The 13,991-nt window shown below is 60.6% G+C and carries 12 protein-coding genes and 3 tRNA genes; 1 reads left to right on the forward strand and 14 read right to left on the reverse strand.

Annotated features, from left to right (window positions below; translation table 11 throughout):
* Nucleotides 1-189: 189 nt before the first annotated feature.
* The 13 genes from rpoB to HHL25_RS07425 form a co-directional block, all read right to left on the reverse strand.
* Nucleotides 190-4,326 carry a DNA-directed RNA polymerase subunit beta gene (rpoB, locus tag HHL25_RS07365; RefSeq protein ID WP_169588661.1) on the reverse strand — a complete coding sequence of 1,379 codons (4,137 nt, stop codon included), beginning with the start codon at nt 4,324-4,326 and terminating at the stop codon, nt 190-192.
* Between the two features lie 254 nt (nt 4,327-4,580).
* Entirely contained in the window at nt 4,581-4,958 is a 378-nt protein-coding gene (gene rplL, locus HHL25_RS07370) for a 50S ribosomal protein L7/L12 (RefSeq protein ID WP_169588663.1), read from the reverse strand.
* 69 nt (nt 4,959-5,027) lie between these two features.
* On the reverse strand, nt 5,028-5,546 hold the full coding sequence (rplJ, locus tag HHL25_RS07375) for a 50S ribosomal protein L10 (protein WP_169588665.1): 519 nt from the start codon (nt 5,544-5,546) through the stop codon (nt 5,028-5,030).
* A gap of 341 nt (nt 5,547-5,887) precedes the next feature.
* Complete coding sequence (gene rplA, locus HHL25_RS07380; protein ID WP_169588667.1) at nt 5,888-6,583, reverse strand: 50S ribosomal protein L1; 696 nt, start codon at nt 6,581-6,583, stop codon at nt 5,888-5,890.
* A gap of 2 nt (nt 6,584-6,585) precedes the next feature.
* A complete protein-coding gene (gene rplK, locus HHL25_RS07385) occupies nt 6,586-7,017 on the reverse strand; it encodes a 50S ribosomal protein L11 (protein ID WP_076395897.1) in 432 nt (143 codons plus the stop codon).
* A gap of 149 nt (nt 7,018-7,166) precedes the next feature.
* A complete protein-coding gene (nusG, locus tag HHL25_RS07390) occupies nt 7,167-7,697 on the reverse strand; it encodes a transcription termination/antitermination protein NusG (protein WP_169588669.1) in 531 nt (176 codons plus the stop codon).
* A 16-nt stretch (nt 7,698-7,713) separates the two neighbouring features.
* Nucleotides 7,714-7,914: a preprotein translocase subunit SecE gene (gene secE / locus HHL25_RS07395; RefSeq protein WP_169588670.1), complete on the reverse strand. Its 201-nt coding sequence runs from the start codon at nt 7,912-7,914 to the stop codon at nt 7,714-7,716.
* Nucleotides 7,915-8,107: 193 nt separating this feature from the next.
* Nucleotides 8,108-8,183 (reverse strand) — tRNA-Trp (locus HHL25_RS07400).
* A 132-nt stretch (nt 8,184-8,315) separates the two neighbouring features.
* The gene (locus HHL25_RS07405) at nt 8,316-9,209 is read right to left on the reverse strand and encodes an NAD-dependent epimerase/dehydratase family protein (RefSeq protein WP_169588672.1); all 894 of its coding nucleotides are present in this window, start codon (nt 9,207-9,209) and stop codon (nt 8,316-8,318) included.
* 172 nt (nt 9,210-9,381) lie between these two features.
* Entirely contained in the window at nt 9,382-10,557 is a 1,176-nt protein-coding gene (gene tuf / locus HHL25_RS07410; RefSeq protein WP_169588649.1) for an elongation factor Tu, read from the reverse strand.
* A gap of 207 nt (nt 10,558-10,764) precedes the next feature.
* On the reverse strand, nt 10,765-11,838 hold the full coding sequence (locus HHL25_RS07415) for an NAD(P)-dependent alcohol dehydrogenase (RefSeq protein ID WP_169589648.1): 1,074 nt from the start codon (nt 11,836-11,838) through the stop codon (nt 10,765-10,767).
* A gap of 187 nt (nt 11,839-12,025) precedes the next feature.
* Nucleotides 12,026-12,099 (reverse strand) — tRNA-Gly (locus HHL25_RS07420).
* Between the two features lie 21 nt (nt 12,100-12,120).
* A tRNA-Tyr gene (locus tag HHL25_RS07425) sits at nt 12,121-12,205 on the reverse strand.
* Nucleotides 12,206-12,412: 207 nt separating this feature from the next.
* Here HHL25_RS07425 and rlmB point away from each other — a divergent pair.
* The gene (gene rlmB, locus HHL25_RS07430; protein WP_169588674.1) at nt 12,413-13,297 is read left to right on the forward strand and encodes a 23S rRNA (guanosine(2251)-2'-O)-methyltransferase RlmB; all 885 of its coding nucleotides are present in this window, start codon (nt 12,413-12,415) and stop codon (nt 13,295-13,297) included.
* Between the two features lie 150 nt (nt 13,298-13,447).
* On the opposite strand, the gene HHL25_RS07435 is transcribed toward rlmB, so the two are convergent.
* Complete coding sequence (locus HHL25_RS07435; protein WP_169588676.1) at nt 13,448-13,933, reverse strand: hypothetical protein; 486 nt, start codon at nt 13,931-13,933, stop codon at nt 13,448-13,450.
* Nucleotides 13,934-13,991 lie beyond the last annotated feature (58 nt).

The following is a 13,991-nucleotide window of genomic DNA, read 5'->3' on the forward strand; positions in this document are numbered from 1 at the left end:
CTTGATGGGGCGAAGAGCCCTCAAACGGGTCACGGTGCCGGCAAATTCCCGGGATGCCGAACCGAACCCTGAAATGACAATAACCGCAAATTGCGGCGAAACTCCCCTCACCTGCCCAGGACCTTCAGCCCTGGACATGGAGGGAATGGCGTGCGCGGCCTTCCGGCAGCGCACGCCCTTGTCAAACCTTTATTCCGCCGCGTCGGGCAGAGATCCCTCGGCTGTGCCGTCGACCTTGGAGTTCTCGAGCTCGACACTGAGACCCAGCGACCGCATTTCCTTGACGAGAACGTTGAAGCTCTCCGGAATGCCGGCCTCGAAGGTGTCGTCGCCGCGGACGATCGCCTCGTAGACCTTGGTACGGCCTGCCACGTCGTCCGACTTCACCGTCAGCATTTCCTGCAGGGTGTAGGCGGCGCCGTAGGCTTCGAGCGCCCAGACTTCCATTTCCCCGAAGCGCTGACCGCCGAACTGCGCCTTACCACCGAGCGGCTGCTGGGTGACGAGCGAGTACGGACCGATCGAACGAGCGTGGATCTTGTCGTCGACCAGGTGGTTGAGCTTGATCATGTACATGTAGCCCACGGTCACCTTGCGGTCGAACGGCTCGCCGGTACGGCCATCGTAGAGGACCGACTGACCGGACGAATGCAGGCCGGCCTTGGTCAGCATGGCTGCAACGTCAGGCTCGTGTGCACCGTCGAAGACCGGGGTCGCGATCGACACGCCGCGCTTGGCCTCTTCGGCCAGGCGGACGAGGGATTCGTCGTCGAAGCGCTTCACCTCGTCATGCGATTCACTCGCATAGATCTCGGTGAGTTCGTTGCGCAACTCGGTGATGTCCATCGTCTTGCGATAGTCTTCGAGCATCTCGCCGATCTTCTTGCCCATGCCGGCGCAAGCCCAGGCCAGATGGGTCTCGAGGATCTGGCCGACGTTCATGCGCGACGGCACGCCCAGCGGGTTCAGGCAGATGTCGACATGCGTACCGTCTTCGAGGAACGGCATGTCCTCGACCGGAACGATGCGCGAGACGACACCCTTGTTGCCGTGACGGCCGGCCATCTTGTCGCCCGGCTGGATCTTGCGCTTCACAGCGACGAAGACCTTGACCATCTTCATGACGCCCGGAGGCATTTCGTCGCCGCGCTGGACCTTCTCGACCTTGTCCATGAAGCGCTGTTCAAGGCGCGACTTGGATTCGTCGTACTGGCCACGCAGGGCTTCGATCTCGCCCTGGACCTTCTCGTCCTCGACGGCGAACATCCACCACTGCGAACGCGGATACTCGGACACGACGGCGTTCGACAGCTCGACGCCCTTCTTGAAGCCCTTCGGACCGGCGACCGAAACCTGACCACGCAGCATGTCGAGCAGGCGGCCGTAGACGTTACGGTCGAGGATCGCCTGTTCGTCGTCGCGGTCCTTGGCCAAGCGCTCGATTTCCTCGCGCTCGATAGCCATCGCACGTTCGTCCTTCTCGACGCCGTGACGGTTGAAGACGCGGACTTCGACGATGGTGCCGAAGGTGCCCGGAGGCATGCGCATCGAGGTGTCGCGAACGTCGGAGGCCTTTTCACCGAAGATGGCGCGCAGGAGCTTTTCTTCCGGCGTCATCGGGCTTTCGCCCTTCGGGGTGATCTTGCCGACCAGGATGTCGCCCGGTTGAACTTCGGCGCCGATGTAGACGATACCGGCTTCGTCGAGGTTCTTCAGCGCTTCTTCCGAAACGTTCGGAATGTCGCGCGTGATTTCTTCCGGACCAAGCTTGGTGTCGCGGGCCATCACTTCGAATTCTTCGATGTGGATGGAGGTGAACACGTCGTCAGCGACGATGCGTTCCGACATCAGGATCGAGTCTTCGTAGTTGTAGCCGTTCCACGGCATGAACGCGACGAGCGCGTTGCGGCCGAGAGCCAGATCGCCGAGGTCGGTCGACGGACCGTCCGCGATGATGTCGCCCTTGTTCAGAACGTCACCGACGGTGACCAGCGGGCGCTGGTTGACGCAGGTGTTCTGGTTCGAACGCTGGAACTTCTGCAGACGGTAGATGTCGACGCCGGACTTGCCGGCTTCGAGATCTTCGGTCGCACGGATAACGATACGCGTCGCATCGACCTGGTCGACCACACCGCCACGACGGGCAGCGATGGCAGCGCCGGAGTCACGGGCAACGATCGGTTCCATGCCGGTACCGACGAACGGCGCTTCGGCGCGGACCAGCGGCACGGCCTGACGCTGCATGTTCGAGCCCATGAGAGCGCGGTTGGCGTCGTCGTTTTCCAGGAACGGGATGAGCGCGGCTGCGACCGAAACGAGCTGCTTCGGCGAAACGTCCATCAGGTTGATGGTGTCGCGCGGCGACAGCATGACTTCGCCGGCATGACGGCAAACGACGAACTCTTCGACGAACTGGCCGTCGGCAGTGAGTTCGGAGTTGGCCTGCGCGACGTAGTACTTCGCTTCTTCCATGGCCGACAGATAGACCACGTCGGTCGTAACCTTGCCGTCGACGATCTTGCGGTACGGCGATTCAATGAAGCCGTACTTGTTGACGCGGGCGAAGGTCGCGAGCGAGTTGATCAGACCGATGTTCGGGCCTTCCGGCGTTTCGATCGGGCAAATACGGCCGTAGTGGGTCGGGTGAACGTCGCGGACTTCGAAGCCGGCGCGCTCGCGGGTCAGACCACCCGGGCCAAGAGCCGAAAGACGACGCTTGTGGGTGATTTCCGAAAGCGGGTTCACCTGGTCCATGAACTGCGACAGCTGCGAGGAGCCGAAGAATTCGCGAACAGCTGCTGCGGCCGGCTTGGCGTTGATCAGGTCCTGCGGCATGACGGTGTCGATCTCGATCGACGACATGCGTTCCTTGATCGCACGCTCCATGCGGAGCAGGCCGAGACGGTACTGATTTTCCATCAGTTCGCCGACCGAGCGGACACGACGGTTACCGAGGTTGTCGATGTCGTCGATTTCGCCCTTACCGTCGCGCAGTTCGACGAGCATCTTGACCACGGCCAGGATGTCGTCCTTGCGCAGGATGCGGACCGTGTCGTCGACCTGCAAGTCGAGACGCATGTTCATCTTGACGCGACCGACGGCCGACAGGTCGTAGCGCTCGGCGTCGAAGAACAGCGAGTTGAACATGGCTTCCGCGGATTCCATGGTCGGCGGTTCGCCCGGACGCATGACGCGGTAGATGTCGAACAGGGCGTCCTGACGGTTCTCGTTCTTGTCCGCAGCAAGCGTGTTGCGGATATAGGCGCCGACATTGATGTGGTCGATGCCGAGAACCGGGATTTCGTCGAAGCCGGAATCGAGGATCTGCGGAAGGGTCTTCTCGTCGATCTCGTCGCCGGCTTCCAGGTAGATCTCACCGGTCGCCATGTTGACCATGTCTTCGGCGAGGTAGTTGCCGTACAGGTCTTCGTCGGACGCCTTGAGAGCCTTGAGGCCCTTTTCGGAGAGCTGGCGCAGCAGGCGCGGGGTGAGCTTCTTGCCGCCTTCGACAACCACTTCGCCGGTATCGGCGTCGATCATGTCGGAGATGGTCTTGGCGCCCTTCAGCGTTTCCGGAACGAAGGGAATGCGCCAGCCCTTGCCGTCACGGACGTAGGTCGACTTGGTGTAGAAGGTCGAGAGGATTTCCTCGCCGTCCATGCCGAGGGCCATCAGCAGCGACGTGACCGGGATCTTGCGACGACGGTCGATACGGGCGTGGACGATGTCCTTGGCGTCGAATTCGATGTCGAGCCAGGAACCGCGATACGGAATGACGCGGGCCGCAAAGAGCAGCTTGCCGGAGGAATGGCTCTTGCCCTTGTCGTGGTCGAAGAACACGCCCGGAGAGCGGTGCATCTGGGACACGATGACGCGTTCGGTACCGTTGACGATGAAGGTACCGTTGTTGGTCATGAGCGGCATGTCGCCCATGTAAACCGACTGTTCCTTGATGTCCTTGATCGAACGGGCGCCAGTATCCTCGTCAATATCGAACACGATGAGGCGCAGCGTCACCTTGAGCGGCGCTGCGTAGGTCAGGTCGCGCTGACGGCACTCGTCGACGTCGAACTTCGGCGGCTCGAATTCGTAGGACACGAATTCCAGCATCGATGCGCCGGAGAAATCGGTGATCGGGAAGACGGACTTGAAAACGGCTTGAAGCCCCTCATCGGGACGGCCGCCGACAGGCTCGTCAACCATGAGGAACTGGTCGTAGGACGCCTTCTGAACCTCGATGAGGTTCGGCATTTCCGCGACTTCGGGGATCTTACCAAAAAACTTGCGTACGCGCCTGCGACCGTTAAACGAAAGGGTCTGAGCCATCGTCGCTCCTTGTCAATTTGCATCCGGGCCTGCAACAGACGGAAACCGCTGGCCAGTCGGCTCCGTCAATAAATGGGTCGTTCAATCTCGTCTCGTTCCGACGCGGCCGGCCGGATTGCCGGGCACCTCGGTTCAAGACCATCCTCTTGAGAACCCATTACCCAAAAGCCGTTTTACTGGCTTTTGGGTAATTTGTTCCAGAGAAACGACGGATGGGAGGCGGCGAATGCCACCTCCCAAACGCTATTCCGGTATTACTTGACGTCGACCTTAGCGCCGGCTTCTTCAAGCTTCTTCTTGAGGTCAGCAGCTTCGCCCTTGGAAACGGCTTCCTTGACAGCCTTCGGAGCGCCTTCGACGAGGTCCTTGGCTTCCTTGAGGCCGAGGCCGGTGATGGCGCGGACTTCCTTGATGACGTTGATCTTGTTGGCGCCAGCGTCAACGAGGATAACGTCGAACTCGGTCTTTTCTTCTTCAGCAGCAGCCGGAGCAGCAGCGCCGCCAGCAGCGGCAACAGCTACCGGAGCAGCTGCGGAAACGCCCCACTTTTCTTCGAGCAGCTTGGAGAGCTCAGCGGCTTCCAGGACGGTCAGCGAGGAGAGGTCTTCAACGATCTTTGCGAGATCAGCCATTGTCTTAGTTCCTTAGTAGATGTTCGGTTCGAAACGAACGGGTTAGTGTATGAACAGCGAAAAACCGCCTTAAGCGGCTTCGTCCTTCTTGGCATAGGCCGCAAACACGCGAGCAAGCTGAGCTGCCGGTGCCTGAACCACACCTGCGATGCGGGTAGCCGGAGTCTGGATCATGCCCAGCAGCTTCGCACGCAGCTCGTCCAGCGACGGCAGGGTCGCAAGCGACTTGACTGCATCGGCGGTGAGCGTGGTTGTTCCCATGGCGCCACCGAGAACAACGATCTTGTCGTTGGTCTTGGCGAAATCCATGACGACTTTCGGAGCCGTAATCGGGTCTTCGCTGTATGCAATCAGCGTCTGGCCCTTGAAGAGATTGCTCATCCCTTCCGACTCCGTGCCCTGAAGAGCGATCTTGGCCAGACGGTTCTTCGCGACTTTGACGGTGCCGCCAGCCGCGCGCATCTTCGAACGGAAGTCGTTCATCTGCGCAACGGTGACACCAGCATAGTGGGCCACGACAACCGAACCGGAAGCCTTGAAGACTTCGTTCAGCTCCGTGACGAATTCGCGTTTTTCCGCTCTTTCCACTGTCTGTCTCCAGTTGATGGGACCGCAATCCTGCAGGCCCCACCGGGTTTGCCTTTGCCTCAAGGGATCCAAACTCGTCAGATCCCAAGCGACGCTTGAGGATCCTGTCCCCTCGCACTGGCAGAAAAGCCAGGCACAAGGCGAATAAGGCTCGAACCGAACTTCAAGACGTCATCAGACGTTTAAAAAATCGGGTCTTACCCGTCTCATGCAGGTCATTAATTAAGGCCCGAAGGCCACCTGCAATCTCGGACAGGAGTTCCGGGTTTCCCCGGAAATTTCCGGCTCCGAAGAGCCGGAAATTCTTGGTCATCCGGAGACGAAGCTCCGGAGAAATTCTATCAGGCCGAAACGGTCGACGGATCGACCTTGACGCCCGGGCCCATGGTCGAGGAGATGGCTACGCGCTTGACGTAGTTGCCCTTCGCACCAGCCGGCTTTGCCTTGACGACGGCGTCAGCGAAAGCCTTGATGTTTTCTTCGAGAGCCTTGGCGTCGAAGGAAGCCTTGCCGATACCGGCATGGATGATACCAGCCTTCTCGACGCGGAACTCGACGGCACCGCCCTTGGAAGCCTTGACGGCGCCAGCGACGTCCATGGTGACGGTACCGACCTTCGGGTTCGGCATCATGCCACGCGGGCCGAGAACCTTACCGAGACGACCGACGAGCGGCATCATGTCCGGGGTCGCGATGCAACGATCGAAGTCGATCTTGCCGCCCTGGACGATTTCGACGAGCTCTTCTGCACCAACGATGTCGGCGCCGGCAGCCTTGGCTTCATCAGCCTTGGCGCCACGAGCGAAGACGGCAACGCGAACGTCACGGCCGGTGCCGTTCGGCAGGTTGACAACGCCACGGACCATCTGGTCGGCATGACGCGGATCAACGCCGAGGTTCATCGCAATTTCAACGGTTTCGTCGAACTTGGCGACGGCACGTTCCTTGACGAGAGCGATAGCTTCCGGCAGCGCGACCAGCTTGGTCGGGTCGATGCCTTCGCGGATCTTCTGAATGCGCTTTGCGAGCTTAGCCATGATCAAGCCACCACTTCCAGGCCCATGGAGCGGGCAGAGCCCTCAACCATCAGCATTGCACCTTCGATGTCGGCGGCGTTGAGGTCCTTCATCTTGCCTTCGGCGATCGCGCGGACCTGTGCCTTGGTGATGGTGCCAACCTTCGCACCCTTGCCCGGAGTCTTCGAGCCAGAGGTGATCTTCGCTTCCTTCTTCAGCCAGTAGGTAACCGGCGGCTGCTTCATTGCGAAGGTGAAGGACTTGTCCTGGTAGTAGGTGATGACGACCGGGATCGGCATACCCTTTTCCATTTCCTGCGTGGCGGCATTGAACGCCTTGCAGAATTCCATGATGTTAATGCCACGCTGACCAAGGGCCGGGCCGATCGGCGGGGACGGGTTAGCCGATCCTGCCTTGACCTGGAGCTTGAGCTGGCCTGCAACTTTCTTAGCCATTACTCTCTGCCTTTCTACTGAGATCGGTTAACCGATCCATACATGCCGGCCTCGGCCGGCGGCTGCGGTTGCGTGGTGCGTCTGCACAGCCCGGCTTAATAGGCTGCCATCCTCCCACGCGGGTCGGGGAGTTGCCTCCCCTTGCCCGATCAGACCTTTTCGACCTGACCGTATTCCAGTTCGACCGGGGTCGCGCGACCGAAGATCGAGACCTCGACCTTGAGGCGCGAACGCTCCTCGTCGACGTCCTGTACGACGCCATTGAACGAAGCGAACGGGCCATCGGAAACGCGAACCTGCTCGCCGATTTCGAAGGATACGGACGACTTCGGACGCTCGACACCTTCCTGGACCTGGCCCAGAATGCGCTCAGCTTCGAAATCCGGGATCGGAACCGGCTTGCTGTCGGAACCAAGGAAGCCCGTGACCTTCGGGGTATTCTTGATCAGGTGATAGGCTTCATCGGTCAGGTTCGCCCGCACCAGCACGTAGCCGGGGAAGAACTTGCGCTCGCTGTCAACCTTGCGGCCGCGACGAACCTCTACGACCTTCTCGGTCGGAACGAGGATCTTTTCGAAGAGATGAGTAAGGCCCTTCTGACGAGCCTTGTTCTCGATGTCTTCGGCGACCTTCTTTTCAAAATTTGAATAAGCGTGGACGATATACCAACGTGCAGCCATGTTCGTCTCCGCCTGATTAATTGCCGAGGCTCAGCACGAAGCTGATAGCCCAGCTGATCAACTGATCAGCCGCAAAGAAAAACAGCGCGGCAAAGAAGACCATGAACAGCACCATCGCGGTCGAGATCATCGTCTCGCGGCGGGACGGCCATGTGACCTTGGACGTCTCGGAGCGCACTTGCTGCAGAAACGCGAATGGATTTGCCTTGGATGCCATTTAATGCCCACGCATTTACGGCGCGTAAAGCCGACTATGTCAGCCCCACGCACCGCGTGTCTGTTTGAACCCTACATAAAGACCGATTCCCCATTTCACAAGGGGGAATCCATCTTCGTGCAACTTTTCGCATTCCACAAGCCGGCTCGCCCTTCAGGCGATCGTCGCAAAAGCTGCGCCGTCATGCCGGGCTTGGCAGGGGCAGAGGGGCTCGAACCCCCGACCTGCGGTTTTGGAGACCGCCGCTCTACCAACTGAGCTATACCCCTATCCGCCTTGCCCGAGGGCAAGGACGAGCGCGTTATTATTAAGTTTGCGCGTGAATGACAAGCACATTCACGCAAAGTCCGGAATTTTCTTTGAGGCCTCTGCGGGGCACCCCCGCACGGCAGGCACTCCTCTCAAAGATCCACATATTTCCGCCAGTTATGCTCCTCGGCGAAACCGAGCACCTCGCGTAACTTGCGATTGGAGATCAAGCCTTCATCACCCTCGAGCGCCCGCTTCAGGGGCACGCCGGGGAAGAATCGCGCCGCCAGTTCGGCCGACGAAAGATTGGCCGTAACAGTGTCGTTCGTCGCGTTGAAGACCTGATAGCCGAGCCCCGAGGTCTGCAGGCAGAGATGCACGATCTGGCCAAGGTCGCGGGCATCGATGTAGCACCAGGCATTGCGCAACCGCGTTTCCGGGCGCGCCACGAAGTCGGCGAAGCGATCATATTCGTGCGGCTCGATGACATTGCCGATTCGCAACGCATAGATGTCGGCGCCGGTGCGCTCGGAGAACGCGCGGGCCGTTTTCTCGTTCACCACCTTGGACAGGCCGTAACTGTCCATCGGATCAACGTCGTATTCTTCGTCGAACGGCAGATAGTGCGGATTGCGAGGCCCCTCCGCGAAACAGATGCCGTAGGTCGTCTCGCTGGAGGCGATCACCACCTTGCGGATTCCGAGCTTCACGGCGGCCTCGATGACATTGTAGGTCCCCATCACGTTCGCCTGGAAGGTGACGTTGTCCGGCCGGATGAGGATGCGGGGAACGGCTGCGAAATGAACGACCGCATCAAAGGGCTGCACGCCCCCTCCATGCTCCAGATCGTTAAAATCCGTATGCATGGACAGAGCGTTGAACACCTGGCCGGCATCGGTGATGTCGACAGTCAGGTTCGTCACGCCGGGATGATCGAGGGGAACCAGATCCAGGTTGTGGACCTGATAGCCGGCATTGACCAACCAGGCGACCACGTGACGGCCAGCCTTGCCAGACCCACCGGTGAACAGAATACGTTTTGTCATCACTCCTCCTATCTGACGTGCGGCGAGCCAGTGCGCCGCCACACGCTCCCATGGTTAGCAAGCCAACTGCCCGTTTCCAGGTCTCAAGGAGAAATCTGCCTCCACCCCGACAAAAATGCAAAAAACCCCGCTGTTTCCAGCGGGGTTCTCGTCAATCCATGGGGATCGATTATTACTCGATGATCGAGGCGACGATGCCGGCGCCGACGGTACGGCCGCCTTCGCGGATAGCGAAGCGCAGCTTTTCTTCCATCGCGATCGGAACGATCAGCTCGACAACAACCGTGACGTTGTCGCCCGGCATAACCATTTCCGTGCCTTCCGGAAGCGTGACGATGCCCGTCACGTCGGTGGTGCGGAAGTAGAACTGCGGACGGTAGTTGGTGAAGAACGGCGTATGACGGCCGCCTTCTTCCTTCGTCAGGATGTAGGCTTCAGCGTTGAACTTCTTGTGCGGCTTGACCGAACCCGGCTTGCACAGAATCTGGCCACGCTCAACGCCGTCACGGGCAACGCCGCGGATCAGAGCGCCGATGTTGTCGCCGGCCTGGCCCTGGTCGAGCAGCTTGCGGAACATTTCAACGCCGGTGACCGTCGTCTTCGTCGTTGCACGGATGCCGACGATTTCCACTTCTTCACCAACCTTGACGATACCGCGCTCGACGCGGCCCGTCACAACCGTACCACGGCCCGAGATCGAGAACACGTCTTCGATCGGCATCAGGAACGGCTGGTCGATCGGACGCTCAGGCGTCGGGATGTAGGCGTCAACAGCGGCCATCAGCTCACGTACGGCGTCTTCACCGATCTTCTTGTCCGAGTCGTTGAGAGCGGCCAGAGCCGAACCCTTGATGACCGGAACGTCGTCGCCCGGGAAGTCGTAGGACGACAGAAGTTCGCGAACTTCCATTTCAACGAGCTCGAGCAGTTCGGCGTCGTCAACCTGGTCGACCTTGTTGAGGAACACGACCAGAGCCGGAACGCCAACCTGACGGGCGAGCAGGATGTGCTCGCGGGTCTGCGGCATCGGGCCGTCGGCAGCCGAGCAAACCAGGATCGCGCCGTCCATCTGGGCGGCACCGGTGATCATGTTCTTGACGTAGTCGGCGTGGCCGGGGCAGTCGACGTGCGCGTAGTGACGGTTGGCCGTCTCATACTCAACGTGGGCCGTCGAGATGGTGATACCACGGGCCTTTTCTTCCGGAGCCGCGTCGATCTGGTCATAGGCCTTGAACTCACCGAAGAACTTGGTGATCGCTGCCGTCAGAGACGTCTTGCCATGGTCAACGTGGCCGATCGTGCCAATGTTAACGTGCGGCTTGTTGCGCTCAAACTTACTCTTTGCCATTTGAATGCTTCCTATGATCGAAAAAAGGTTGACCCGGCGAACCGGTTTGGTCCCGCCGTTTAAGGCTTTCGCGTGGATTGCGCAAGACCTAATTGCTTTCGGCCCCAACGGCCGGAACGAGGCCGCGCCCTGCCCTGCCGGCCGGCGCAAAGACGGATCTGCCAGACGCCGGGGGTGGTGCCCGGCAGATCGATTGCCTCGCTTGACTTACGGCTGGATCGCCACTTTCAGCACGCCGTCGCGCTGATTGGCGAAGAGCTCGTAGGCTTCTTCGATATCGTCCAGCCTGAAACGATGGGTGACGAGCGGCTTGAGATCGACGCGACCGGATGCGCAGACTTCCATGAGGCGGCGCATGCGTTCCTTGCCGCCGGGGCAAAGCGTCGTCACGATCTTGTTGTCGCCGAGACCGGCCGAGAACGCGCCGAGCGGTATCGTCAGATCACTGGAATAGACGCCGAGGCTCGACAGCGTGCCGCCCGGGCGCAACGACTGGAGTGCCGAACGGAAGGTTGCCTGCGTACCGAGCGCCTCGATGGCGACATCGACGCCACGGCCGTCCGTCAGCGCCATGATCTGCTCCACCGGATCACCAGCCTTGAAGTCGATCACATGATCGGCCCCGAGCTTCCTGGCAACCTCCATGCGCGAGGCGAGCGTGTCGACACCGATGATCGTCGTAGCACCCATCAGCTTGGCGCCCGCCACCGCGCAGAGGCCGATCGGCCCGAGGGCGAAGACAACCACCGTGTCACCGATCCGCACGCCGCCGCTCTCCGCGCCGGAAAATCCCGTCGACATGATATCGGGGCACATCAGCACCTGATCGTCGGTCAGGTGATCCGGGATCGGGCTGAGATTGGCCATCGCATCCTTGACCAGGACGTATTCGGCCTGGCAGCCGTCGATGGTGTTGCCGAACTTCCAGCCACCCATGGCCTTGAAGCCGTGCTTCGTACCGGCGCCGTCCTGCGAACCGCAGCCGCAGAGGCAGGCATAACTATGGCCGGAGGGCGTGATCGCTCCGGCGATCACGCGCTGGCCTTCCGCATAACCCTCGACGGCCGAGCCCAGCTTCTCGATGATGCCGACCGGTTCGTGGCCGATGGTCAGGCCTTTCTCGACCGGATACTCGCCCTTCAGGATGTGGACATCGGTTCCGCAGATGGTGGTCGTGGTGATGCGGATCAGCGCATCGAGCGGACCGACATCGGGGATCGGTTTCTCATCGAGAACGATGCGCCCCTTTTCGACAAAAATCGCGGCTTTCATTTTCTGCACCATGGTCGTTCCTCCAAGCATGTGATGGACGTGACGCAGGCTAGTGCATTTATATGAAAGCGTGAATACGACCGCCCTGGAATGCAGACGCTGCGACAGCGGTAGCGACAGGGGGACCGGCCAACACCGAGCGCTGCCGATGGCAAGGCGTTGAATACATTCAGAGGAACGGTTGGAAAGGATGGCCTGGAGCGGGTAGCGGGAATCGAACCCGCGTATTCAGCTTGGAAGGCTGCTGCTCTACCATTGAGCTATACCCGCGGTAATCGATCCGAGGACGAATGGTGGAGAGAGTTGGATTTGAACCAACGTAGGCGAAGCCAACGGATTTACAGTCCGTCCCCTTTAACCACTCGGGCATCTCTCCAGTTTTTCGTCCGGATCAAGCGACCAAGCTTTTCAGTCGAGATTGCGGTGGCGTTGGCCCCGCGATCTGCGGCGGGTATATGACGGCCCTTCCCTCTCATGTCAACACGATGACGAAGGAAAAATTCGGAAAAATTTTCGCCCCCTGGAAAAAGCCTTGCGGCGCAGCAGGTCTATCGCGGAAGGGGCCGCACGGTTATAAGACCGCATGGCAAAAGATCCGAAGACAGACAAATCCGCCCGTGACAGCCACTATGCGACGCTGCGCCGCCAGGTGCGCGACGCCAAGCGCGAACGCGGCGAAATCCCGACGCCCGATGTCCGCAAGGGACGCAGGAAAGAGACCGACTGGACACCGCCGCAGCTCGCGCCGGACGAGGTCCAGCTTTACGGCCTGCACACGGTGCGCGCCGCCCTTGAAAACCCGGAACGCAAGCCGATCAAGCTCAGCGTCACGCAGAACGCGCTGGTGCGGCTGGAGATCGGCCCCGTGGCGGCGCTCGGTTTTCCTGTGGAAATCGTGACACCCCAGGATCTCGACAAGCAGCTCGGCCCGGACGCGATCCATCAGGGCGTCATGCTGGAGACGCGCCCACTCCCCGTTCGGCGACTGGAGGCCCTCAAGGACAGTCCGCTTCTGCTGGTGCTCGACCAGGTGACCGACCCGCACAATGTCGGGGCCATCATGCGGACCGCGGTTGCCTTCGGCGCCGGTGCAGTCATCACCACCATGCGCCACAGCCCGACCGAATCCGGCGTCATGGCCAAATCGGCATCAGGTGCGCTCGAACTCATCCCCTATATCCAGATTACCAATCTGGCCGATGCGCTGAACGAGCTGCACAAGCTCGGCTTCCATTCGGTCGGCCTCGATTCGGAAGGGCCGGCGCCGCTCGAAGGCACGCTGTCCGGCGACAAGATCGCCCTTGTGCTCGGCTCCGAAGGCAAGGGGCTCAGGCAGAAGACCCGGGAAACCGTCAACGCGCTGGCGCGTCTCGACATGCCCGGCGCGATCAAGTCGCTGAATGTCTCGAATGCCGCGGCGATCGCGCTCTACGCCTCTCGGCAATACCTGGCGAAATCCGGCGCCTGAGCCGGCCCCGGCGCAAGCCAATCGGCCATGCCGGCCCTCAATGCCGAGGCCGGCATGGGAAGCGGACTTCCAAACTGTCGAATCATTCCGAATCCTTGTGCGCGTTTCTTCACGAAACGCGCCAGGTGCGCTCGCGTCCTAGTGCCCGTGCTAGACCGTGGTCGGGTGGAAGCGATTGACCGCGAGATAGCCGAAAGCGCAGAAGGCCAGCAACACGAGGCCCTGCGCGATGGCAAAGGGCGGCTCGGCACCGGTTGGGGCGAGCGCATTCAGCGCCGGAACCTTGGCGAAGGCCTGCACCACCAGCACGAAGACGTTGAGATAGAGCGAGGCCGCCGCGCAGACCACATAAACCGCCCGCCACCGGCCGGCCAACTGGTAGCGATAGAGCGCCGCGATCGCCAGGACGAGAAGAACCGTGGCGATGATCCCCACCCCGATTGCGGGTGTGAAGCCGCTGAACGGGAATAGGAAGCCGGTGATCACCGTGGCGAAGGTGGAAAGCAGGAAGAGGGCCGTCCAGCCGGACCTGCGGTCGGACCGCAACCAGCCGGAGAGCACGACGAAGCCCGCGGCGATGCCGATCAGGCTCAAGACAACATGAAAAAGGGTGAAAGGCGTCATTCCGAGGATCATGGCAAGGCTCCGTCCTTGATGGCCGCAGCTTCATTAGACGCCGAATTCCTACACCTGT

Origin of the sequence: Rhizobium terricola, assembly GCF_012927355.1 — a bacterium.
GTDB classification, from domain to species: Bacteria; Pseudomonadota; Alphaproteobacteria; order Rhizobiales; family Rhizobiaceae; genus Allorhizobium; species Allorhizobium terricola.